This is a genomic window from Pleionea sp. CnH1-48, from assembly GCF_024124665.1.
Taxonomy (GTDB): domain Bacteria; phylum Pseudomonadota; class Gammaproteobacteria; order Enterobacterales; family Kangiellaceae; genus JAMXSB01.
This window is the reverse complement of sequence record NZ_JAMXSB010000012.1, coordinates 22891-46897: the sequence shown is the minus strand read 5'-3', so window position 1 is coordinate 46897 and position 24007 is coordinate 22891. Positions and strand designations below refer to the sequence as shown.

Below are 24007 nucleotides of genomic sequence, written 5' to 3'. Positions count from 1 at the left end.
GGCACCTTATGGTGCCCGTATTGGATGCTTCTATTATAAGCGGTTCGTCGGTTTTCGTAACCTCTTATTATCTTCGAGGTACGATAGCGTAGTTAGGATAAGCAGTATAGTCTGGCTTTACACTGCGGCTCTGGAATCGTTGCCAGGCTTCTTCTGCTCCATCTATACCAGAGTCCACAGCGGCAGCTAGCGCGATTTGCAGGTTGGATGGGAAGCCCGTGGGAGAGCTTGAATATCCAATCATTTCTTTAGCTTGCAAACCTAGTGCATCACCTTGAGCCTGACTCGCACATGCGGTACCTGCGTCATCAAAACCACCGCCCCAGGGAATCTCTTGTCCGTTGGTATTGGTGTACACATCAGCGATTTCATTAAACATCGCCTCGCCTTGGGCTGGCGCGATTAACACATGGTAAGCCGAAGCGAAAATCCAGCAGTAGCTATCGTTATTTTGAGTGCCGTAGCCCATACGCTGAACAGGAAACTTCGCTTTCCAATCAAGCAGAGGTCTTGCTTCAGTGTAATCAAGGTCAACCAATGAACCGATAGCCCAGGTGAAGAAATCATCCATCCAGGGAGAAGCCGTTGGATGAGAGTAGTTAGGGATCATGGCACCGTAAGAGTTAGGCTTAGCCGTAACATACAGCTCATGATAGTAATCCAGGTTGTTGGTCAGGATGGTGGAGAAGTAGTTTTTCATGGGGTGGTTGTCGGGCGTAATGAAAGCCGTTTGACCAAGGGTTCTCATTGACCATGCCTGCGCTCGGTCCTGCATATCGACACCAAAAAGACCTTTATCATGGCTTCGATAGTTGGGATTCATTTCGAGCAAATTGTAAGTCGACCAGAAGTGTAACTCTTCTAGATAGTAGTGATCTCCAGTGACAAGATAAGGAACGTAAGCCAATGATGGCTGGTGAGCGGTGTCTGCAGTGTAAGGCACAACGCAATCCTCGGGGCCTAATTCGCACAGAGCGGTATGCTCATTCAAACCCGTGTTAGGATTGTTCGACATGTTCACGTTCCAGAAAGACGACGCATAAGGATAGTCGACGATGGACAGTGGCAGTCCGGTATTTTTGTCGCGGTAGTGAATAGGCCAGGAAGCTGCCTGATTACCCATTCCTAATGCTGCAGTTTTGGCGCGGCGATCTTGGCTTAATAAGTAAGTGGCTGCCCAGCGAGGGAGTGGTCCTATATCAGGACGAGCGCCCGTAGTTGGCATTTTAGCATTGGCAAAACCTAAACCCATTGGTCCAATTTTGTTGTAGGTAAACTCGTTACCGCCAGTTCCCATGTGTACCAGATAACCATCGTCTGTCACTGCGATGTCAACGTTTTGGTCCTGCCATTCGGTGGCGTAGTATTCCAGTTGAGCAGGAGCAATGTTATCTATCAGTGCGGGATCATAGTTAGGAATCGCACCTGTTTTAATCAGGTATTGAGCATCATGGGCAATATGCAGTTGTGGAGCGGCTGAAGTCCAGAATTCTTTTCTCCAGCGAGTGCTGCGTAAGTGCTTCAAGTTATTTTCTGTGTGAACAACCTGATTGTTAATAGAAAAGGTGGCTGTGTAGGTGAAGTTTTGAGGGCTTGTTTGATAGGCCCAGTTGTTTTCTACCGCAGCACTGATCCAGATGTTATCTAGGTTACCGTATACTCGAATATTAAAGTTAGCAGCCAGGTGGGGGTGTTCAGAGTTACCATTTTTAAAGCTGCCATTCACGTACCACTCATTAGCGACTGGGCCTGCTAACCAAGCGTTGGCTTGTGCTTGCAACATAGTTTTAGCCGAAGCAGTATAAATCACACCATTAACATTGAGCTCGATGGTGGCGTCAAAGTTACTCGCCAGCAAGTCATTGAGGCCAGCTGAGGTAGCACTTGGGCTTGTGTTAACAGGAATGAGTTCGCCAGCCAAAGTGGTATTGGCACCGAGCTGTGGAATAACACCTGAGAAAATTGCATGACGCAGAGAGCCATCTTTATAGGTTGCTTTTGCATCCGTCTGAACGGCGATAATGTTGCTTTCATCTTCTAGCTGAAAAGCAAATTGTTGATTGTTTTGGTAGGTTCCTTTTTCAAACACATAAGCAAATGTGACGGGAACATTGGTTTGTTCAGAACCACTGATACTTTGAAACGAAACTTTTTGTCCTGTTGCGGGAGCAACAGCAGCGACAGTTCGGCTAACCTGGTTACTGTCTTCGGTTCCGTCATTAACGGTTAGTCGAAGCTCGTAGTTACCTGCGATATCGGGTGTAAATGAGGTATCTTCTTGATTGTTGCTGCTTAATGAAGCTGAGGAGCCGTCTGGTGCTACCAACTGCCAACTGTAGGTCAAACTGTCATTATCGGCATCGGAGCTGCCAGAGCCGCTGGCATTCACCACATTATTGATGATAACTGAATCTGTGACTGATATTGCTGCAACTGGGGCCGTATTAGTGTCACCACTGCCGCTTCCACTACCGTTGCCGTCTCCATTGCCATTACCATCCGATGGTTGTTCGCTTGCTGGGGCTTCGTCTGAGCCTCCACCTGAGCATCCAAAAATAAGAGCAGTACTGAGAATTACGACTGCTAATCTTGTAACACCATTCTTCAACATGACTAACCCCACTACGTCAGTGTGTATCTATAAATATAGCAAATGTGTTATCGGCCAAAGCTAAATATTTTGACTCTTGTTTCATTTGCTTGCGGGGTTATGCACAAAAAAAAATTAAATATCTCAAAAAACAGTGAATTAGCTCACAAAGCCCGTGTAGCAAGGGATCTAGGACTTAGCCTTTTCCTGATTCCATTGCCAGGATATGTTCCCACTGTTGCTCTGTTACAGGAACAATAGACAGACGACTGCCTTTTCTGGTGAGGGCGAAATCCCCTAGTTGAGATTCCTCTTTGAGTTCTTGTAAGGGGATTTCTCTTTTAAGATGACGCTTATATTTGACGTCGACCATAAACCATCGAGGATTATCAGGATCGCTTTTTGGGTCGTAATATTTTTCTTCGGGATCAAAGGCGGTTGTGTCTGGGTATCCTTCTTTGACTATTTCCATAATGCCGACAATTGCTGGAGGCTTACAGTTGGAGTGATAGAAAAAGGCCAGATCACCTTTTTTCATTTGATCACGCATCATATTTCTTACTTGATAGTTCCTAACACCATCCCACGGCTCTCGGCGTTTTGGGCGTGCTTTTAAATCATCAATGCTAAAGGCGTCGGGTTCCGATTTCATTAACCAGTAATTCATTAAGTGTTCTCTTTAGGCGATCATCTTCATAGCAGTATAGTGACTTGAAGCTCGAGATTCAGTAACCAATATTGCGAATACTGAGTAGATAAAAAAACTTGTCCATGAGCTTGATTTTTCACGAATCAGTGCTTGCATAACCGCCAGAGATAAGTGTAAAGTGGGGCTCGCCTGGTTACTCCTTAAACTATAACAATATGAGAATCGGCGATTTAAGGAAGACTGCTCAGTAGGGATACCGCTAACATAACAATAACAATGGGTTGTCCCATTTGGTTTGGAGAGCGCCATGAAACGCAAACCAGATGTTCTGGTCTTACTGGCTGCGTTGCTCGGGGTTGGAATTGCAGTGTCCAGTGTCGGTAACACGAAAGAGATTGACAATAGTGTTGCTCAACCACAACTAGCCCAAAGCACTCAGATAATAGATCAGCGACAAAAATAATAAGAAATAACCCCTACCTCAGGGTGGGGGAGTTTTCTTTTGTTCTCCAAAAAGTACTTTTTTCCTACGCTACTTTTAATCCTTGATGTCTCAATTAGTTTAAGCGCAATCTATCCAGCAAAAGAATAGAAATTATCCGGAGTTGCTACGGCATCTAACGGTAAGTCCCAGGCTTCCGTAGGCAGTGTTTCCACCTTTTGCTCTTCGAGCGCGATCCCTATAAATAAGGGACGATGTTTTTGCTGGCTAAGATGAGCGAAAGTACGATCATAAAATCCACCTCCCATCCCTAAGCGTCCCCCTGAAGTATCAAACGCAACGAGCGGAAACAGTACTATATCTAACTCGCTGACTCGACAGGCTTGATGATGGACTCCTGTAGGCTCATCAATGCCATAGCGATTAGGAGCAAGTGATGATTGTTCGGTGTAGGGCACAAACCAGAGTCTGTTGGGAGGCAGGGGTTTTAAGTGAGGTAAAAAGACCTGTTTTTGTAGTTGCCAGCAGAGAGTAATGATGTGGCAGAGTGATAGTTCGCCATCTTGAGCCAGATAACAGGCAACTCTTTCGGCTTGTTGAAAAGCTGTGGATAATTGAAGTTGTTGGGCAAGCCCCTTGGCATAGAGCTGATGCTCGTTACCTGACAAGGATTGTCGCAGTTGACGCATCTGTCGCCTAAGCTGAGCTTTTTGCTGGGAATGGGTGGCCGAATCTGACATAAATTAAGAGGTATTTATACTGCGCTACCCGGATAAGCCGCTTCAGGTAAAGGCCCAGAACCCGAAGTTCCAGGTGGGATTCATGGTAACAGATCAGGCTTCCCGGTACATGCCGGACTTGCACACCACTGAAAACAGCTAGAAACCCTGAGATAGTATTATCGGCTCAAGGACGTTCTCTGAATAACGAAAAATCCAGGTAACACATTAAGTGCTATGTTAACTCCATCTGGCTATCAGAAGCTAGTGCCTCTTCTATTTTTGTTGTTAGCGCACTGATTTTTTGAGTGTCGCCATTGTCTTGCGTTAGAGGAGCGTTGTGCATTAACTCATAAGCGAGATTAAGTGCTGCCATTACGGCGATTCTTTCGGTGCCAACAACTCGACCACTGTTGCGAATTTCTTTCATTCTTTGGTTAAGTAACTGTGAGGCTTCGCGCAGTCGATCTTCTTCTTCTGGAGGTGTACTAAATTGATAGTCGCGCTCCAGAATACGAATATTAACACTGTTAGTGGTTGGATCTGTCACGGGGTCTCCATGGTGCGTAAGCGGTGAACAATGGTTTCGATCTTTTCGGTCGCTAATTTATTTTTTTCGAGCAGGCGCGCTCGATCAGCGATCAGCTCTTCTTGCTTAACGCGAAGCTGTCGGTTTTCACTCTGCAACTGATGAAAGCGCTCCAGCAGTTGTTCAACACGGCTTTCAAGTTGAATTATTTCTGAATTTTCCATAGCAAGCTATTGTTTTTTATACTGGTTCAAATATAGAGCGCCGCGCTTTCCGGGTCAATGATATAATCACCCCCAACGTGCCGATTTGATGGCAAATTTATCAAGAGCAGCCTACATAAAGAGATAGTTACATGGCCAGTGATAGTATATTAACATTTGATGATCTTGAAGAAGTTCTTACCTCTAATGACTCCGAAACAACTGCCAGTGAGCTTCAGGGAATGGTCTGTGGACTGTTTTCTGGCGGCATGCCAGCGCAAAGTGACGATTGGAAAGCACTTGTTATTCAACAAGTTAATGAGCATGAGCCTCTGGTAGATGGTTCTATGGAACGCTTGAACGCATTGGTTCAGGACGTTGTTGCAATGCTGTTTCAAGATATTTTTAATCTGGATCTACTACTGCCAACGGATGATTGTCCTTTGATCGATCGTCTAGAAGCTTTAAGTCAGTGGTGTCAGGGATTTTTATTAGGGTATGGGTTGCAGATTGGCGACAAGCAGCCAGACAGCGAAGATCTTCAAGAAGCCGTTAAAGATCTCTCCGAAATTGCCATGGTAGATCTTGATATCGAAGAAGATGAAGAAATGGAGCAGGCTTTTTTCACGGTTTATGAACATGTTAGAGTAGCCGCTCAAGTGATTTTTGTTGAGACCAATACGCCTCAACAAAAGCCAGAGGATGATCTGCCAACCTCTCAGGATACCGTGCACTAGTGCTATCGAAATGAATCGATGCTGCACTTTTGTTATTTCGCGCTACTGACTTTTCTGTAGGAGTTTTTTCATGATAAGTCGTCAGGAGTTTGCCCGTCGTCGCGCCCATCTTATGCAAAGTATGGGGCCTAACAGTATTGCTATCATTGCTTCATCTCAGGAGCAGGTGCGCAGTCGCGATGTGGATTATTTGTTTCGTCAAGACAGCGATTTTCATTATCTTTCTGGCTTCCCGGAGCCGAATGCCATTATGGCTTTGATCCCTGGTCGTGAGCACGGCGAGTTCGTGATGTTTTGTAACGAGAAAGATCTCGAAATGGAAACCTGGCATGGACGTCGTTATGGAACCGAAGGGGCCTGCGCTACGTTTGAAGCGGATGATGCCTTTCCAATTGATGATATTGACGACATTCTCCCTGGCATGATGGAAGGGCGCGACCGAATATTCTACGAGCTGGGTAAACGGCCTGAGTTTGATCGACGGGTGATCGATTGGGTTAATAAAATTCGCACTCAGGTAAAAAAAGGCGCGCAGCCTCCAGGCGAGTTTGTTGATCTACGTCATGCGCTTCATGACATGCGTCTGTTTAAATCCAGTGCTGAGGTCAAGCTGATGCGTCAGGTGACTGAGATTGCTGCGGATGCTCATTGCCACGCAATGAAAGTCTGCGAACCGGGTATGACAGAGCTGGATATAGAAGCTGAGCTACACCACCAGTTTGCTCGCCGTGGGGCGCGTTTTCCAGCTTATCCATCGATAGTTGCCAGTGGTGATAATGCGTGCATTCTGCATTACACCGAGAATCATTCTAAGCTGAAAAACGGCGACTTATTATTGATTGATGCTGGGGCTGAGTTACATAACTATGCCTCCGACATTACTCGAACTTTTCCTATTAATGGCAAATTTTCTCGTGCGCAAAAGCGAGTTTACGAGATTGTCCTCAAAGCACAGCTGGCAGCCATTGAAGAAGTAAAGCCAGGTAATCACTGGATGCAGCCTCATAACAAAGCCGTTGAAGTATTAACGGTAGGTATGGTGGAGCTTGGGTTGCTCAAAGGTGAGCTCGATAAGCTCATCGAAGCAGAAGCCTACAAACGATTTTATATGCACAAAACGGGACATTGGATTGGGCTGGATGTTCACGACGTGGGTGATTATCAAATTGATGGTGAGCCACGAGTACTGGAACCCGGCATGGTAATGACCGTTGAGCCTGGTATGTATATTCCTGCAGACAGCCAGGGAGTTGATAAGTCTCTATTGGGCATTGGAGTGAGAATTGAAGACGATGTATTGGTGACTCCCGATGGCCATGAAGTTTTGTCATCTGGAGTGCCTAAATCTGTTGAAGAAATCGAACAACTCATGAGTGCATAAGCCGAGAAGATACGATGCAGTCACATTATGATGTGGTGATTATTGGTGGTGGTATGGTTGGAGCCAGCATGGCGCTGGCACTGTCGGTATTGCCTTTGTCTATTGCTGTAGTAGAAGCATTTCCACCACAAGGTCAGCAACAGCCTAGCTTTGATGACCGTTCGGTGGCGCTCTCGTCTGGCTCTGTGCGCATCTTGCAGACGATGGGGTGCTGGGATGCATTACAGCCAGGCTGTGCGGCCATCGAGCACATTCACATCTCTGAACGTGGGCAAGCGGGTTTATGCCGTTTACATGCCAGTGATTATGATTTGAAAGCGCTAGGTTATGTGGTTGAAAATCGTTTTGCTGGTGAGGTTTTTTATCAGCGTATTGCCCGTCAGCCACAGATTGAGTTAATTTCTCCGGCAAAGCTGATTTCTATTCAGCAAGATGCTCATCAGGTAACGCTGGGGTTAGAGACTGCTGACGGTCATAAAAAACTAAGTGCCCATTTAATGGTCGCAGCCGACGGTACCCAGTCAAACAGCGCTCAGTTGTTAGATTTGGTATATCAACAAACTCAGTATGAACCAATGGCGCTGATCAGTAATATTGCTACCAGTGTGCCTCACAAGAACTGGGCGTTTGAGCGTTTTACTCCTTTCGGGCCACTGGCTCTATTGCCACTAACGCGTAATCGTATGTCCTTGGTCTGGTCTATTGATGCTGCAGATAAAGAATCCTTGCTAAGCATGTCTGATAAGGAAGTCTGCGCACAACTCCAGCAGAGCTTTGGTTATCGACTGGGTAAGATCCAACGTATCGGTCAGCGACATATTTATCCGTTGAGCTTAAAACAGTTACAGCAGGGTGTGGTGGGACGTGTTGTCTTTGTGGGCAATGCTTTGCATACGACTCACCCTGTAGCCGGACAAGGGTTTAATCTGGGGTTACGTGATGTCGCTGCGCTCGCTGAGTACATTGCAAAAGCGCACTATCAAAATCTAGATATCGGTGCTCAGGCGCATTTGCAGGCTTATTGGCAAAGTCGCCAGCCAGATATTCAGCAAACCTTGGCGGCCACGCACAGTCTGGCAGTTGGCTTTAGCCATCGTCATCCGTTAGCCATTGCTTTACGGAATGCAGCCTTGAAGGGCTTAGATATTTTCTCACCCGCTAAATCACTTTTTGCGCAGCAGGCAATGGGATTGCGTCATGATCTTCCCTTGTTAGCGCGAGGAGTTCCGCTCGAGCGAATTCAACAAAAAACTAAGGGAGTGGCTTATGGCTGAAAAAGTCGATATTGCCATTGTAGGCGCGGGTATGGTGGGGCTGGCTCTGGCCGCACTACTAAAGCAGCAGGGATTATCTATAACGCTCATCGATGCGCAGGATTTTCCGGCTCCGTCTGTTGACGGAAAATACGATAGCCGCGTCAGTGCTATCGCGCGTTCCAGTGAAAACATACTGCGCAATGTTGGCGCCTGGCAGCATTTGCCTCCTGGTCGCTGTACACCTTATGACGCTATGCGTGTGTGGGAGCAAAATGGCAGTGCCGAATTGCGCTTCAGTGCGCAGGAGCTAGCAGAGCCAGATCTTGGGTATATTGTTGAAAACTCGGTACTCCGACAGGCGCTAGTGAGCAGTATTGGTGATGAGCCCAATGTGCGTTTTCGTATGGCAACAAAGCTTGAAGAAGTCGAGTGGCAACCTCAGAAGGTCAAGCTGGTTTTGGCAAATGGTGAACGTATTGAAGCAAAATTGCTGGTGGGTGCCGATGGTGCACTCTCAAAAATTCGTCAGATGGGCGGATTCGAAACCGATGAGCTGAATTACCACCAATTAGCTTTGGTGGCGAACCTTCGCTGCGAAAACCATCATGAGCTAACGGCTTGGCAACGTTTTTTGCCTTCTGGCCCCATTGCTTTTTTACCGCTACCAGAAGCTAATTTATGCTCCATCGTATGGTCACTGGACAAAGAAATAGCGACTGAGATTTTGGCCGCTGAGCCTGAGGTGCAACAAAGTCGAATTGCTGCCGCCTTTGATTACCGGTTGGGAGCCGTCGAGCTGACGACGCCTTTGGCAGGGTTTCCATTAGTTGCTCGTCACGCCGAGCGTTACCTTGATCATCGAGTCGCCTTGATCGGTGATGCGGCTCATACGATTCATCCTCTGGCAGGGCAAGGTGTGAACTTAGGCTTTCTTGATGCGGCAGAGCTAGCTCAAGAGATTGTCAGTGCACATAAACAGCAAAGAGACATTGGTGATATTCGCTTTCTTCGTGCGTTCGAACGACGCAGAAAAACTCATAACCACCTGATCCAAAAGTCCATGACAGCACTCAATTGGGTATATGGCCAAAGTTTCCCTGCATTGGTGGTGGCACGTAATCTGGGGGTGAATCTATTGAATCAGCACCCTTTAGCGAAGGCTGAATTTATGCGCAGAGCGATGGGGATCAAAGGACATATTCCAGAGTTGGCCAAAGCTCAATAATCAAAAACAGTAGAAATTGAGAGGCAAAAATGTGCTTTTGAGCTAATTTTGTTGTCAGTTTATCGAATTTTATGATTTGGTTATTGAAGTTAAAAATAAGAATTATTATCATTTACTAAATTGTCGTTATAGAACAACGTAAGGATCCCCATGAAATTTCTCGCCAAATGTTTAGCTCTGGCCACTTTTGCCACTGCGATTCCGTCTCTTTCTGCGGAAGAAGTCTATGTTTACTCATCTCGTAAAGAGCACTTAATCAAGCCTTTGTTTGATATGTATGAGAAGAAAACGGGCGTAAAAGTTAAGTATGTTACCGACAAAGCTGCCCCTCTGATTGCGCGTCTAAAAGCAGAAGGCAAGCGTACTCCTGCCGACATGTTGATTACTGTTGATGCGGGTAACCTTTGGTTTGCAACACAGGAAGGTGTTTTAAAGAGCTTGGACTCTAAAGTGCTGGAAGAAAACGTACCTGCGCACTTACGTGATCCTAAAAATCATTGGACTGGTTTGTCAGTACGAGCGCGTACCATTGTTTATAATCCTGAGCGAGTGAAGCCAACTGAGCTTTCTACTTATGAAAACCTGGCCGATGCACAATGGAAAGGGCGTCTTTGTTTACGTACTTCTAAGAAAGTGTATAACCAGTCGCTGGTAGCCACTATGATGGCTAATAAAGGTAAAGAAGCTACAGAGACCGTATTAAAAGGTTGGATCAAAAACTTGGCAGCTAAGCCATTTTCAAACGATACCAAAGTATTGAAAGCCGTTGCAGCGGGTCAGTGTGATGTGGGTATCGTCAACACTTATTACTTTGGCCGTCTGATGAAGAAAGAGCCTGGCCTTAAGTTAGCCTTGTTCTGGCCTAACCAGAAAGATCGTGGTGTTCACGTGAATATTTCTGGTGCGGGTATCACTAAACATGCGAAGCATCCTGAAGCGGCACAGAAGTTATTGGAATGGTTATCAAGCGCAGAAGCGCAAGAACAGTTTGCTGGTTTGAATATGGAATACCCAGTTAATCCTAAGGTTGAAGCCGTTAAGAGTGTTAAGCAGTGGGGCGACTTTAAAGGCGACGTTATCAATGTGAATGAAGCGGGTAGACTACAGAAGCATGCTGTGAAATTAATGGACACGGTAGGCTATCGTTAAGATTGGCCTGAGTGTTTTTAAGTGCTTACCAAAAGCCGGTCTTTTTCGAAAGTCCGGCTTTTGTTTTATTGAGTGCGCTTATACAATATATCCAAAGTATTTCAAAGTGCAGGTAGGCAGCTAGCAAGTGAATCCTTGCTGCACCTTGAAAGGTGACGGGTAGAAGAACGTTCGTTGCTATTCACTCTTGATGGAACTCTTCCAATCCATAGAATCACAAAGTAGGCTAACTTTTGACCCACCAACTGGTTGCAGAACAATTACCTAAGCCCCCTGCTCAATCTTCTGATAATAAACATCTGATGTTGTTGCGTGTGAGCCTATGGGGATTGGCCTTGTTTGTTGCCCTACCATTTATTTGGATTTTGATGTCCTGGCAACAGATCGATGCTGAGTTGTGGCAACATCTTACTGATACTTTGTTACTGGAGCTGGTGCTCAATACGCTTCAGTTGGTTGTTCTGGTTGGCTTTGGGGTCGTGTTGCTGGGCGTGGGATTGGCCTGGCTGACGACCATGTGTGAGTTTCCTGGCCGACGCTGGTTGGATTGGGCATTGATGCTACCATTGGCAATGCCTGCTTACGTTCTGGCATTTGTAGTACTGGGGTTTGTTGATTTTGGTGGGCCTTTGCATCAATGGACGGGAGATATCAACTGGTTACCTGATATTCGCAATGGTTTTGGTGTCAGTGTTGTCTTAACGTTGGTGCTGTATCCCTACGTCTACATGATGTCTCGTGCATCGTTTTTGCAACAGGGATTGACTCATTATGAAACCGCTCGCAGCTTGGGAATGGGCCCCTGGAAAGCCTTTTTTAAATTAGCATTGCCGATGAGTCGTCCAGCCATTGTGGCTGGAACCAGCCTTGCCTTGATGGAAACGTTAGCAGACTTTGGCGCTGTTTCGGTATTCAATTTTAATACTTTCACCACTGCAATTTATAAAGCCTGGTTTGACTTTTTTAGTTTACAAACGGCGGCACAATTAGCCAGTCTGTTAATGATCTTTGTTTTGTTTGCCTTGTTAAGTGAGCAACGGGTCAGACAAAAGTTGCGTTACTATCAAACTCATAAAACCAAACAGCAAGGGCGTATTCAGCTCACTCATCGTTCACGCTGGCTGGCTTTTGGTTTTGCTTTTACTGTTTTTTTGCTCGCATTTTTATTGCCTTCTATCCAGCTCCTTGTATGGGCACTATCAAGTCTCGATGACTGGAACTCGAACTACTGGGAGTTGGTCGAGCATACTTTATTGTTAGGTGGCGGTGCAGGCGTTGTGACGGTTACGGCCGCTTTTCTGGCGGCATTAGCCCGGCATCTTTGTAAAGACAGCAGCATGAATCGACTGACCTCGTTTATTCGATTGGGATACGCTCTGCCGGGTTCGGTGCTGGCGGTTGGCATTATGCTGAGTTTGACCTTTATTGATAACCACCTGATTTATCCTCTGTTCGAAACGCTTGAGTGGGAGGCCCCATTATTGTCGTCTGGTGTTGCCGCTTTGTTGTTTGCCTATCTGGTGCGTTTTATCTCGGTGGCTTATGGGCCAATTGATTCCAGTTTCGAGAAAATGACACCTACACTGGCCGAGGTCGCGCGCAGCTTGGGAGCTTCGCAGCGCCAGGTGGTCACGCGTGTTTATTTGCCATTACTCAAGCCAGGTCTATTGACCGGATTATTACTGGTGCTGGTTGATGTGATGAAAGAGATGCCGGCCACTTTGTTGCTCAGGCCGTTTGGCTGGGATACCTTGGCCGTTAAGATTTTTGAAATGACCTCTGAAGGCGAGTGGGCGCGTGCTTCACTGCCTGCGATAACGCTGGTGCTCGTTGGATTGGTCCCGGTTATTCTACTCGTTCGCAAAACCGCTCGTTAAAGGGTTGGTGTTGGAAACACCAGTCTGGCTTCGAGTCCACCTTGTTGCCTGTTTCGCAGTAAAATTTCACCATCATGCAGCTCAACGATGCGCTTGACGATAGCAAGCCCGAGCCCTGAACCTCGTCCGGTTCTGGCTTCTTCTCCACGGGTAAAAGGCTGAAACAGTCGCTCCATATCTAAGTCGGGGATCCCCGTTCCGTTATCCTGAATAGAAATGACAACAGAGTCATCTTCGGTAAAGCTGTAGATCTCAACAGGAGGTTCGCCGTAGCGGAAGCTGTTCTCTATTAAATTGCCAATCAGTCGTTTCATGGCTAAGGGCTTAACTGGAAGCAATGGAATTTCTTGCAGATGGGTGCGCACATCCCGTTGGTGCAGTTGATTGAGTTCGGCAATCTGTTCAATCAGTTCATTCAGATCAATGTTGATATTGGCTTCGTCGCGTCCGTCACGAACAAATGAAATGAACTGGTCGATGATGGCATCCATGTCTTCGGTGTCCGAGATAATGCCGTTTTTTGTTTCCTCTTCTGCTTCTCCCAAAAATTCGGAGGCCAGGCGAATGCGGGTTATCGGTGTTCGCAAATCGTGTGAAATACCAGCCAGTAGCAAGGTTCGATCTTCTTCGAGCTGATGAACATCTCGCGCCATTTGATTAAATGCTTTGGTCACAGCACGCAGCTCGACAGCTCCCTGTTCTTTAAGCTGGCCTGGGTAGTCGCCACGGCCAATTTCTCGCGCAGCTAGCTCTAGTCGTTTTAAGGGGCGGTGTAACTGTTTGGCAAAAAGCCAGCCACCTAGCAGACTTAATACAAAAATAATCAGTAGATAGACTACCGGCGTAAAATAATTTAAGTAGTCGATGCGTACCGAGGGAATACGGATCCAGATGTCTTTTTGCTTGGGATGCAAAATCCAATAGTAGGCCATATCGGATTCTTCAATACGTAACTCAGAGCCCTCGCCCAGATGTTGAGCTAGCTGGTGAGACAAGCTGGCGTAATACAACGCATTATCAAGACCAGCCCCTTGCGCTTCTTTAAATTCATGAGCCGTGATCCCAGTGATTTCTTCAAAGGTGTGGCGCACTGAATCGGGCACATTATCTTGCTCGTGCAAGACAATGGTATTGATCTGATTGGCTAACTGTCGCATCAAGATTTCATTGTTCGGCTGCACCACCATAAAGGCCGTTACAAACAGGTACACAATTAAGTTTATGAACAGTAAGCCTGCGATAAGCAGCGCTGTGCGCCCGAAGGCGCCCTGGGGGAAGATTCTCATGCGGTTACTCGATGAACATCAGTGAGGTAGGAATGCCAATGTCTAATGAATAAAAAACGCTTTACTCGTTGCCGTCTGGAACAAATACATAACCTACACCCCATACTGTCTGAATGTAGCGAGGTTTGGCGGGATCGTCTTCTATCATACGTCTTAGACGTGAAACCTGGACATCGATACTGCGTTCTAGTGCGCTGTAATCTCGGCCGCGAGCCAGATTCATCAATTTGTCTCTTGAGAGGGGTTGGCGCGCGTGTGTGACGAGTGCTTTGAGCACTGCGAATTCGCCACTGGTTAATCCCATCACTTGCTCGCCACGGCTCATTTCTCGAGTCGCCAGATTGAGTTTGAAGTCACCAAACTCAATGTGTTTTTCTTCAGAGCTGGGAGCGCCTGGCACTTCTTTAGATTGACGTCGCAATACGGCTTTGACCCTTGCCAGAAGCTCTCGCGGATTAAATGGCTTAGCCAGATAATCATCGGCACCCAACTCTAAGCCGATGATGCGATCTACTTCGTCTCCTTTTGCCGTTAACATAACGATAGGAATCGAGTTGTCGTTAGAACGCAAACGACGACAGATAGACAGGCCATCTTCACCGGGTAGCATTAAGTCGAGTACGATCAGGTGGTAGTTTTCGCGTTCTAAAAAGCGATCCATCTGTTCGGCATTGGCCGCTGTTCTGACAATAAACCCTTGTTCTTTCAGGTAGCGTTCCAGCAAACTGCGTAAGCGCAAGTCGTCATCTACTACCAGTATTTTGGGGGTTTCTTCGCTCATGGCATCCATCCTGCTTTTGTGTTTTTTCTTTAAGGGCATGTTCAAAACGAGTTTTATTAGTCGCAAACAGCGATGATTTAAACGATATTCTTAGTGTAACCCTCATACAACTAAGAGCATCGCATAGGTTTGCGCCTTATGTCTCAAGTTATGACAAAAGTCTGAACCGCCCTGTGGCCAGCTTTTGTTAATGCTATCAATGTTTTATCCTCGTCCACAATCTTCTAAGTGTAAACAATTATTCAGCAAATTGCTTATATCGCGCAGCAGGTCTCCCCATTGTAACGCCCATTCGTTATAATCGCGCCACTTTGAACAAAACTCATCTAATGCCTGTCGCCATAAAAATGCTGCATTTTGTTAACACCAACTCACTGACCCTCTTGTTGAGCCTTGGTTCCTTGAACTGTGTGTTGATGGCATTTTTTGATGGCTCTGGTTATTAAATCTCCACTTTAGGAAATTGGTTACAGGATTCTGCTCATGTTCGATATTTCAAAACAGATCGCTGATGAATTAAGCGTTAAATCTCAACAGGTGAAAGCCGCCGTTGACCTATTGGATGAAGGGGCAACCGTACCTTTCGTAGCTCGTTATCGTAAAGAAGTGACGGGCGGTTTGGACGATACGCAACTGCGAACTCTGGAAGAGCGCCTTAACTATTTACGTGAGCTTGAAGACCGCCGAGCGGTTATTCTTAAAAGTATCACGGATCAAGAAAAACTTACGGATGAATTAGAAGCATCCATTAAAGCGGCGGCAACCAAGACAGAATTAGAAGATTTATACCTGCCTTACAAACCTAAGCGTCGCACCAAGGCTCAAATCGCGCGCGAAGCGGGCCTGGAACCTCTGGCTTTAGCGCTGCTGGAAGATGCGAATCTGGTACCTGAGCAACAGGCAGAAGGATATCTAAACGAAGAGCATAATATTGGCGATACCAAAGCCGCTCTTGATGGTGCACGTCAGATCTTGATGGAGAAGTTTTCTGAAGATGCTCTTTTGCTAGGCAAACTGCGCGATTACCTTTGGGATAACGGCTTTATTCGTTCTTCTGTGGTTGAAGGTAAAGAGCAGGAAGGGCGCAAATTCTCTGATTACTTTGAGTATTCTGAAGCACTCAACAAGATCCCGTCTCATCGCGCCCTGGCCATTTTGCGTGGACGTAACGAAGGTGTTTTATCCATTCAGTTAGTACCCAGTGCTGAGTTATTGGAAGATGAGAAAGCTTCAAACCCTTGCCAGTATATGATCGCTGAACATTTTAATATTAAAAACGAAAATCGCGCTGCCGACAGCTGGTTACAGTTGGTGGTTCAGTGGACCTGGCGCATTAAGTTGCACATGCATTTTGAAACCGAGCTGGTTGGTCGCATTCGTGAAAATTCAGAAAATGATGCCATCAATGTATTTGCCAACAACCTACGTGATCTCTTGATGGCTGCACCAGCAGGCTCAAAAGTGACTATGGGTCTCGATCCGGGTTTACGTACGGGTGTTAAAGTGGTGGTGGTTGATGACACCGGTAAATTGCTGACTCATACCACTATCTTTCCACACGCGCCGCAGAATCAATGGGATCAGTCGTTGCGTAAACTAAAAACCTTGTGCGAGATGCACAAAGTAAATTTGGTCAGTATCGGTAACGGTACGGCATCGCGCGAAACCGATAAGCTGGTGACAGAGTTACAGAAGTCTTCACCAGAGCTTAAGTTGGAGCGCATTATGGTCAGCGAAGCGGGTGCATCGGTTTATTCTGCATCAGAGCTGGCAGCACTTGAGTTCCCTGATCTGGATGTTAGCTTCCGTGGTGCGGTATCGATTGCACGACGTTTGCAGGATCCTTTGGCCGAACTGGTTAAGATTGAACCTAAGTCGATTGGTGTAGGCCAGTACCAGCACGATGTGAGTCAGAGCCAGCTATCTCGCACGTTGGGTGCAGTGGTTGAAGATTGTGTAAATGCGGTGGGTGTTGATTTAAACATGGCATCGGGTCCTTTGTTGGCGCGAGTATCAGGCCTTAACAAAACGCTGGCTGCGAATATTGTGCGTCATCGTGAAGAGCATGGCCGCTTCAAGAATCGTAAGCAGTTACTTGATGTAGAGCGTCTGGGGCCGAAAGCGTTTGAGCAGGCTGCGGGTTTCTTGCGAATCATCGATGGTGATAATGCATTGGATGCGTCGACGGTTCACCCAGAAGCCTACCCTGTGGTTGAGAACATCCTTGAGTCTTTGAATAACAAGCCCGTTAAAGACGTAATGGGTAATACCGATGTGATTCGTAAACTGATGCCAGAGAAATTTGTCACTGAGCAGTTTGGTGTACCTACCATAACCGATATCTTGAAAGAGTTGGAAAAGCCAGGCCGCGATCCTCGTGGTGAGTTCAAAATGGCGCGCTTTAAAGAAGGCGTAGAAACCATGGCTGACCTGAAAGAAGGCATGGAGCTGGAAGGGGCTGTGACCAACGTGACGGACTTTGGTGCCTTTGTTGATATTGGTGTGCATCAGGATGGTTTGGTGCATATCTCTGTGATGTCAAAGAACTTTATTAGCAACCCACGTGAGGTGGTAAAAGCGGGTGATATCGTTCGTGTTCACGTAACCGAAGTGGATTTGCAGCGTAAGCGTATTGGCTTATCGATGATTGGTCCTAATCCTGATCAGCAGGGTGGCGGACAAAAAGCGTCTCAGAAGCCTTCAGGCGGAGGACGTCGTCATCAAGGTGGCGGCAAGCAGCGTTCGCAAAAAAGTAACTCAGGTCCATCGGGTGCATTGGGTATGGCGTTGGCGGATGCTTTGAAAAAATCCAAGTAATGCTTGAGCAATACCCTTAGGCTTTGTCCTGATACTAAAGGCTGACTTTTGTTATAAGAGTCAGCCTTTTTTGTTATTTCACGATTAAATACGAAATGTCCTGCGGTTCGCATCTCTTTTGTAAATATTATATTTGTGAGATTTTTATACAATAGTTTAAAAAGACTTGAAGTGCTGTAAGCTCTTTTGGTGTAAGGAAAAACTAGTGAAATAGTGCTTTGTTTTTGTGCACCTGCACATAGAAAGGTGTAAAAAAATATTTGCAACTCATAATGCGGTTTGTTATAACGTTTTTGCGCTAGCGAATATAAAGAAGCCCAGAGGAACTGGGCCCTGCAGACTGGAAAACCTTTACAAGCCTCACATTATGTGGGGCTTTTTTATTGCCTGTAAAAAAGTAATAAAAAACATAAAAAAAGAGCCGCAGCACCGGGAAAAGCCACGACTCTATTATTAGGACACTGCAACCTGAAAAAAGGTTTCTTAAATCTTCAGTTTTTTGTTGGTCCTGCTTTCGTTACTCACTGCAAAACAGGGAAGACTTTTGCTAAGCACAACTCTGTGGTTATGATTGCTCGGCTTTCTTGAGTCGATTCTTTATGCGCCATCCGCTGATAAGCAATGCGTTAATCAGAAAAAATACCGCTGGTATCCAGCGCAAGTCAGATTCAATAAGAAAAATCAGTCCCAGTCCTAATACAAGATATATCGCGGGAAGCAGTTCATAGAAAACTCTGTTCAACATTCCGCTTATCTCCTTAAGCATGTTGGAAAATATTCCGTACCCATTTGTGCAAGTATAAGTATCAAATTTATGGCATTGAGTAAACTGCTTTGAGATAGATCAAGGCGAAATTCTCGCACTAGAGTAAAATTATTGTTATAACGAAGTATCAGTTCGGTGATATCGCGTTCGCAACTGGTTGTATTAACAGCTTTTTTGAACGTTTGTTGAGCAGTGGCGAAGACATAGAACAAGATGTTTGATAAGCATTTTGCGGTCCTGGTTTGTGGCGAGTTTTTAGAGGAGCGCAAAGTATCTAATGACCAACCGTTAAAAGTTGTGGGGGCGTGTTATGTCAATCAAGAATACCTTTGGTTTGCTTTATAATCCTGAGGCGCAATGGCAAAAAATATCCGATAAGAATCAGTCTATTGCCAAAACCTATTTTTCATTTCTTATCTTCATGGCGGCAATTCCACCTTCTGCGGCTTTTGTCGGTAGCACCTATGTGGGTTGGAGTATTGGCTTTGGCGAAGTCTCAAGGCTCACCACAGACAGTGCCATGATGCTGTCGATTGCCGCTTATTTTGCTATCTTGGTTGCCATTTTTGTTCTCTCGCTATTTATTCAATGGATGGCCAAAACCTATGGCGCTGATCCCTCATTAAAACGCTGTGTGAACTTGGCGGCTTATACTTGCACGCCGCTGTTCCTGGTTGGCATTTTTGGTGCCTACCCTATCTTGTGGCTGGATATGCTGCTGTCATTGGTGGCGATTGCCTGGGCCGTCTATTTGCTTTACTTAGGTGTGCCCATTTTGATGGGAATAGAAAAAGAGCGCGGATTTTTGTTTGCTAGTTCGATTCTTACGGTGTGTATGGTGATATTGGTTGGAATGCTAGCGGTCACCGTTGTGTTTTGGGGTTCTGGATTGACGCCTGTGTTTACGGGAGCTTAATCTTCCGCTCATCTGGAAAAAGGGGGGACTTGTCCTCCCCATTAAACTTTTATTTTTGGCGCTGGTCTTATTCCCCTAGTTAATCATCAGAGTGCTTTGCTATCATCCAGCGCTCCATTCATTGAGAAAATAAATAATATGATAATGTCTGATACTTTTTTGCGGGCACTTAATTCCCGTGGCTTTAGCTTTCTGGTGGCGTTTATATGTCACGATCTATTAGTTGCAGCCTATTATTTTCAATATGTCGAGGGGATGGAGCCTTGCCCACTGTGCATCTTTCAGCGGGTGATGGTGTTTTTTGTCGGTATTATTTTCTTGGCCAAAGCCTTACATGGTCCTCAACTTAGCAGTAAGTTTCAGTGGCTTTATTATAGTTTGAGTTCTATTTTTGCTGGGCTGGGCGCTTTTATTGCTGGCCGTCATGTGTATTTAAAATCGCTGCCTGAAGATCAGGTACCTGCTTGTGGTCCGGCTTTGGATTACTTGATGGAAGCCTTGCCGTTTCTAGAAGTGATTCAAGAAGTGCTGCACGGTTCGGGTCAGTGTGCGAAAGGTGATTGGACGCTAATGGGATTATCTATGCCTGGCTGGATGCTAGTAATTTTCAGCGGCTTTTTATTGCTCTCATTATTTGGACTCTACACTCGTTGGACACAGCGCAACGCTTAAACGAAAAGGGTTATTCGGAATTCAGGGGCAGTTCAATTTGCCCCACCTGGCCATCAACGGTTTTCTCTTCGAGCGCTACGGCGTCTCCCTGTATTGGTAAATAGATGCTAAAGCTGGTGCCGTGGCCCGGAGCTGACTTTAGCATCATCTGGCCACCAAGTTGCTCGGTGATAATAAAGTAGGAGACCGAAAGGCCCAGTCCTGTACCTGCACCTTCTTCTTTGGTTGTAAAAAACGGCTCAAAGACTCGTCGACGAATATGCTCGTCCATGCCTGGGCCATTATCTGTTATGTCTACCCGTATCGCTTGACCTTCTAGGCGCGTTTTTAATGTAATGGTGGGGGAGGCGACTTCTGGGTGTTGAGCCATCGCTTGGGCAGCGTTAATTAGCAGGTTAAGGAAAACTTGCTCCAATTGATTTTTTTGCGCCAGCACAGGGGGCAGATGTTCTTGATAGTCGCAATGGATATGTATGTTGCGAAAGTCGAATTTCTTCTTCTGGTTATAGTCTTTGGCGGCCAGCCGACGGGCAGACTCTAACGAGTGGGTCACATCGATGGCGGCATTTTGTCCCTGTGATGGGCGTGAGAAACTCAGCATGTCGCCTACGATATGAGCCGCACGTTCACCGGCTTCTCGAATCGCGTCGATAAACAGCGGTATTTTTTGCTCTGCAAGATATTGCTCGAGTAGATTGAGATCCAGATTGAGCTGTTTGGCCACTTTTTGATTGCGAGGAAACTCTACAGACAGGCGTCGCTGGATGTTTTGCGAGGACTGTAAAATAGCGCCTAAAGGATTATTGATTTCATGGGCCATCCCCGCGGCCAATCCTCCCAGAGACAGCATTTTTTCGGTTTGAACCAGCATTTCATCGATACGTACTTTCTCGGTAATGTCATCAATGCGGATCACCACTCCTGGAGAGCCTGAGCGCTTGGTGGGGGTTAATGGGTAGAGCATTACTTCAAACTGCTTGAGTTGCTGATTGAGTTCTAATGACAGGCGGCGTGTAATGGCTTTTCGGCCATAGTCGCTGCGCTTAGTCAGATTGACGATAGCACTCCTGAATGATGGCAGAATTTGAGTGATAAAATTTCCGATGGCATCCACCGCTCTGATATTGAGAATTCTCTCGGCTTCCTGATTCCATTGCGTGACGCGAAAGTTGGCATCCAGTGCGATGATGATGGAGGGCATGGAATTCACCAGGTTTTCGAGCAGGTGGCGCATTTCATGGACTGAACGTTCGGCCTGCTCACGAATGCGCATTTCTTCGACCAGTTCTTCTGTACGCTCCTGTACGCGGTTTTCTAATCGATTTCTTACTCGTTCCAATGCTTCCTTAGAGGCATAAAGCTCTTGTTCTGCTTTACGTCGTCGAGTGATGTCTCTGGCAATCTCAAAGTAGTGAGGTTCATCAAGCCAGCCTGCCATTGTAATATGACTTTCTATAGGGATATTAGCGCCGTCTTTACTTCGATACTGACTCTCAAAAGAAATGGATTGTCCCTGGTATAAGCGTCGATGCAGATCGGGATGACGACGCATATAGCAGTCGATGTCTAAATCCCAGGTTGAAGCATTCAATAACTCTTCTTTGCTATATCCCAAAATTTCTACAGCACGTTGATTGGCATCGATGATAGTGCCATCGGGTCGCATGATAAAAATCATATCTGCTGCGTGATCCATTAATTCAGCAACATTTTTACGGGTATCGCTGCGTCGACGTTCAACTTGATTGATGCGCAGCAACAGTTGATAGAGTGGATATGAAATGATGATGATGGTTGATGCCGCAATGGTCGACTCGGTAATTAATTGCGTTAGGTTTACATCACCATCCAGATAAATATCGAAAGCAAGTGTTGCGGCCACAGGCAACAATAACGCAACAAAGAGCAATAAAAATGTATTGGCTTGAAGAGAGTTATATTTATTACTTTTCGCCATAACTGATGCGTGCTATTCCCTTTAACAACGAGTTTTTAAATATGAAGCCGACTGTTTTAGACCAATCCTCTTAAGCTTTTGTTTTTCAGCTATAGTTAGATTGGTAGGCAATCATTGTTCAAGTATTTGCTCTTTAAGAGCTTGCTTGTATAAGTATTTGAAATTCCTCTAATACTTATTTTACAAGATTAGACCAGTTCTTGTCTCACAGCAAAAGCTTTCCGTAAGGGCTTTGTTGTGTTAAAAAGAAAGAGAACGAAAAATCAGGGGTGGGTGTTTGTGTCATGAGAATATCATGACAAAGTTTCATTAGCTTTAATGAAAAAATGAAATTCCTGGCACATTACTCGGTGGGATACAGACACAGCATCCGAGGAGTGAATATGCTGACATCTGGTGAACAAGAAAAAGATGTAAATACAACGAGTCTCATTGAAAACTGGTTAGCTGAGAGGAATGAGCTATTAGTGCTATTTTGCCGTCTCAGTGGAAAACGCAAAGAGCAGGTACTGCCTGATGGGGAACAAATTAATCAGTTTTGTGATGTACTGGTAGATTATGTTTCTGCTGGTCATTTTGAAGTATACGAACAGATAGTATCGGCCTGTGATACAAATGGACAAGAAAGTCTCAGTTTACTGGAACAGCTTGTTCCTAAAATCAGTTTAACAACGGATATCGTTGTTGACTTTAATGATAAATATTCCTCAATTAAAAGTGATGATTCTTTTGAACAACTGGATTCTGATCTGTCGCGTTTGGGCGAGGCTATTGCTCATCGTGTAGAGCTAGAAGACGAGCTTATTGATACCTTAACCAGTAAACATTAATTGGGGTTGTTAGTATTTATGATTCGAGTGATTATTGAACGAGAGTTAAAAGCAGAGTGTCTCGAAGATTACTTTGCACTGATTTTAAAAGCGAAAAGAGATGCTGGCCACAAACAAGGATTTTTAGGTGGTGAGCTATATCAAGACATCAATGAACCCAACCGTTTAACCATCATTGCCAGCTGGCAAGATATTGACTCATGGCGAAAGTGGACTGATAGCGAAGAACGTGTGTCTTTGTTGGAGTCTATGAAACCATTATTAAGTCGTGACGAGAGAGTCAGTGTCTTAGAAAGTAAAGCGTTTTAGGAATAAGATGAGCTTTATTTTAGGTCGAAAAGTTTGAGTCGCCGTTTATTGTTATTTTTAAAACAGCGACTCAAAAAAATCTTATCAACGAGTGATTAAGATTCTTTCTTTTCTTCTTCTTTAGCTGCTGGGAAGATATCGAGCAGTTCTACATCAAAGATCAGAACAGAGTTAGCCGGGATCGTTGGTAGTTGACGTTCGCCGTAAGCCAGTTCTGATGGAATGTAAAAGCGGAACTTAGAGCCTTTGCTCATTAACTGTAAGCCTTCTGTCCAACCCTTGATTACACCGTTAAGTGCAAACTCTGCTGGTTGGCCACGCTTTACTGAGCTATCAAACTCTGCGCCATCGATAAGTGTACCAACGTAATGCACTTTTACACGGTCAACAGCAACAGGGAAAGTTTTTCCATCACCTTTTTGAACGACTTCGTATTGCAAGCCAGATTCTGTAACTTTAACACCATCTTTTTTTGAGTTGGTTTCTAAGAACGCAAGACCTGTCGCTTTAGCTTCTGCTGATGCTTTTTCTTGTTTTTCTTTTGCTTGAGCTTGTAGCTTCTGCTGGTAGCTGGTAAGTAGAGTTTGAATTTCTTCCTGACTCATTGTGGACTTGCCATCAACGCCTTCAACAAATCCTTTTTTTAACAACTCTAAGTTAATGCCCAGTTCTTCAAATTCGTTGCCGCTGTCTTTCATTCGGCTGCCCTGGAATGCACCAATCGCGTAGCTTACTTTTTCCATTTCGTTAGCAAACTCAGTTGCTTTCGCGTCGGTTTTTGCCGCTTGTTCTGTGGTCGCTTTGGCTGCTTTTGCAGGCTCTTCTTTGGCTTGCTGCTGGTTACAGCCCACGATAAGAGCACCGGCAACAGCGATAGAAATTAGTTTTTTCACGGTTTATCCCCTAAAGTTTATAG

22 protein-coding genes and 1 other RNA gene are annotated in these 24007 nt (G+C 45.5%); 12 read left to right on the top strand and 11 right to left on the bottom strand.

Going from position 1 to position 24007, the window contains the following annotated elements; genetic code table 11:
- Window positions 1-67 precede the first annotated feature (67 nt).
- A complete protein-coding gene (locus NH399_RS18300) occupies window positions 68-2611 on the bottom strand; it encodes a PKD domain-containing protein (protein ID WP_253042631.1) in 2544 nt (847 codons plus the stop codon).
- Window positions 2612-2786: 175 nt separating this feature from the next.
- The gene (locus NH399_RS18295) at window positions 2787-3257 is read right to left on the bottom strand and encodes an EVE domain-containing protein (RefSeq protein ID WP_253042630.1); all 471 of its coding nucleotides are present in this window, start codon (window positions 3255-3257) and stop codon (window positions 2787-2789) included.
- 289 nt (window positions 3258-3546) lie between these two features.
- Here NH399_RS18295 and NH399_RS18290 point away from each other — a divergent pair, with 289 nt between their 5' ends.
- Complete coding sequence (locus tag NH399_RS18290; protein WP_253042629.1) at window positions 3547-3702, top strand: hypothetical protein; 156 nt, start codon at window positions 3547-3549, stop codon at window positions 3700-3702.
- A 110-nt stretch (window positions 3703-3812) separates the two neighbouring features.
- Here NH399_RS18290 and NH399_RS18285 read toward each other — a convergent pair whose 3' ends face one another.
- From NH399_RS18285 to NH399_RS18270, 4 genes are all read right to left on the bottom strand, one after another.
- Window positions 3813-4421 (bottom strand): 5-formyltetrahydrofolate cyclo-ligase, encoded by a 609-nt coding sequence (locus tag NH399_RS18285; protein ID WP_256489689.1) that lies wholly within the window; start codon window positions 4419-4421, stop codon window positions 3813-3815.
- A 21-nt stretch (window positions 4422-4442) separates the two neighbouring features.
- Window positions 4443-4626, bottom strand: a non-coding RNA gene (ssrS, locus tag NH399_RS18280) — 6S RNA.
- Window positions 4627-4635: 9 nt separating this feature from the next.
- Window positions 4636-4950: a cell division protein ZapA gene (locus tag NH399_RS18275; protein WP_253042627.1), complete on the bottom strand. Its 315-nt coding sequence runs from the start codon at window positions 4948-4950 to the stop codon at window positions 4636-4638.
- Window positions 4947-5153 carry a TIGR02449 family protein gene (locus NH399_RS18270; RefSeq protein ID WP_253042626.1) on the bottom strand — a complete coding sequence of 69 codons (207 nt, stop codon included), beginning with the start codon at window positions 5151-5153 and terminating at the stop codon, window positions 4947-4949. The genes NH399_RS18275 and NH399_RS18270 overlap by 4 nt, the downstream gene beginning before the upstream one ends.
- Window positions 5154-5284: 131 nt before the next feature.
- On the opposite strand from NH399_RS18270, the gene NH399_RS18265 reads away from it, so the two are divergent.
- The 6 genes from NH399_RS18265 to NH399_RS18240 all read left to right on the top strand — a co-directional run bounded on the left by NH399_RS18265 (window position 5285) and on the right by NH399_RS18240 (window position 12757).
- The gene (locus tag NH399_RS18265) at window positions 5285-5869 is read left to right on the top strand and encodes a UPF0149 family protein (RefSeq protein ID WP_253042625.1); all 585 of its coding nucleotides are present in this window, start codon (window positions 5285-5287) and stop codon (window positions 5867-5869) included.
- Window positions 5870-5939: 70 nt separating this feature from the next.
- Window positions 5940-7250: a Xaa-Pro aminopeptidase gene (gene pepP, locus NH399_RS18260; protein WP_253042624.1), complete on the top strand. Its 1311-nt coding sequence runs from the start codon at window positions 5940-5942 to the stop codon at window positions 7248-7250.
- Between the two features lie 14 nt (window positions 7251-7264).
- Window positions 7265-8524: a 2-octaprenyl-6-methoxyphenyl hydroxylase gene (gene ubiH / locus NH399_RS18255; protein WP_253042623.1), complete on the top strand. Its 1260-nt coding sequence runs from the start codon at window positions 7265-7267 to the stop codon at window positions 8522-8524.
- The gene (locus NH399_RS18250) at window positions 8517-9731 is read left to right on the top strand and encodes a UbiH/UbiF/VisC/COQ6 family ubiquinone biosynthesis hydroxylase (RefSeq protein WP_253042622.1); all 1215 of its coding nucleotides are present in this window, start codon (window positions 8517-8519) and stop codon (window positions 9729-9731) included. The genes ubiH and NH399_RS18250 overlap by 8 nt, the downstream gene beginning before the upstream one ends.
- Before the next feature lie 150 nt (window positions 9732-9881).
- A complete protein-coding gene (locus tag NH399_RS18245; RefSeq protein WP_253042621.1) occupies window positions 9882-10880 on the top strand; it encodes a Fe(3+) ABC transporter substrate-binding protein in 999 nt (332 codons plus the stop codon).
- Between the two features lie 233 nt (window positions 10881-11113).
- Window positions 11114-12757 (top strand): iron ABC transporter permease, encoded by a 1644-nt coding sequence (locus NH399_RS18240; protein WP_253042620.1) that lies wholly within the window; start codon window positions 11114-11116, stop codon window positions 12755-12757.
- Here NH399_RS18240 and envZ read toward each other — a convergent pair.
- Window positions 12754-14043, bottom strand: coding sequence for a two-component system sensor histidine kinase EnvZ (gene envZ / locus NH399_RS18235; RefSeq protein ID WP_253042619.1), 1290 nt, complete (start codon window positions 14041-14043; stop codon window positions 12754-12756). The two genes, NH399_RS18240 and envZ, sit on opposite strands and share 4 nt — an antisense overlap.
- Before the next feature lie 61 nt (window positions 14044-14104).
- A complete protein-coding gene (gene ompR, locus NH399_RS18230) occupies window positions 14105-14824 on the bottom strand; it encodes a two-component system response regulator OmpR (RefSeq protein ID WP_305885103.1) in 720 nt (239 codons plus the stop codon).
- 483 nt (window positions 14825-15307) lie between these two features.
- Between ompR and NH399_RS18225 the strand changes: the two genes are divergently transcribed.
- Window positions 15308-17641 carry a Tex family protein gene (locus tag NH399_RS18225; protein ID WP_253042618.1) on the top strand — a complete coding sequence of 778 codons (2334 nt, stop codon included), beginning with the start codon at window positions 15308-15310 and terminating at the stop codon, window positions 17639-17641.
- 565 nt (window positions 17642-18206) lie between these two features.
- Here NH399_RS18225 and NH399_RS18220 read toward each other — a convergent pair.
- The gene (locus NH399_RS18220) at window positions 18207-18386 is read right to left on the bottom strand and encodes a hypothetical protein (protein ID WP_253042617.1); all 180 of its coding nucleotides are present in this window, start codon (window positions 18384-18386) and stop codon (window positions 18207-18209) included.
- A gap of 331 nt (window positions 18387-18717) precedes the next feature.
- Here NH399_RS18220 and NH399_RS18215 point away from each other — a divergent pair, with 331 nt between their 5' ends.
- Both NH399_RS18215 and NH399_RS18210 read left to right on the top strand, forming a co-directional pair.
- Window positions 18718-19323, top strand: a complete 606-nt coding sequence (locus NH399_RS18215; protein WP_253042616.1) for a Yip1 family protein — start codon at window positions 18718-18720, stop codon at window positions 19321-19323.
- A gap of 144 nt (window positions 19324-19467) precedes the next feature.
- Window positions 19468-19995 (top strand): disulfide bond formation protein B, encoded by a 528-nt coding sequence (locus tag NH399_RS18210; RefSeq protein ID WP_253042615.1) that lies wholly within the window; start codon window positions 19468-19470, stop codon window positions 19993-19995.
- 10 nt (window positions 19996-20005) lie between these two features.
- Here the strand turns inward: NH399_RS18210 and NH399_RS18205 are convergent, their stop codons facing one another.
- Complete coding sequence (locus tag NH399_RS18205; protein WP_253042614.1) at window positions 20006-21952, bottom strand: PAS domain S-box protein; 1947 nt, start codon at window positions 21950-21952, stop codon at window positions 20006-20008.
- Between the two features lie 383 nt (window positions 21953-22335).
- Between NH399_RS18205 and rsd the strand changes: the two genes are divergently transcribed.
- Window positions 22336-22782, top strand: coding sequence for a sigma D regulator (rsd, locus tag NH399_RS18200; RefSeq protein WP_253042613.1), 447 nt, complete (start codon window positions 22336-22338; stop codon window positions 22780-22782).
- An 18-nt stretch (window positions 22783-22800) separates the two neighbouring features.
- Window positions 22801-23091, top strand: coding sequence for an antibiotic biosynthesis monooxygenase (locus tag NH399_RS18195; protein WP_253042612.1), 291 nt, complete (start codon window positions 22801-22803; stop codon window positions 23089-23091).
- 95 nt (window positions 23092-23186) lie between these two features.
- Here NH399_RS18195 and fkpA read toward each other — a convergent pair whose 3' ends face one another.
- Window positions 23187-23984 carry an FKBP-type peptidyl-prolyl cis-trans isomerase gene (fkpA, locus tag NH399_RS18190; protein ID WP_253042611.1) on the bottom strand — a complete coding sequence of 266 codons (798 nt, stop codon included), beginning with the start codon at window positions 23982-23984 and terminating at the stop codon, window positions 23187-23189.
- Between the last annotated feature and the right edge of the window lie 23 nt (window positions 23985-24007).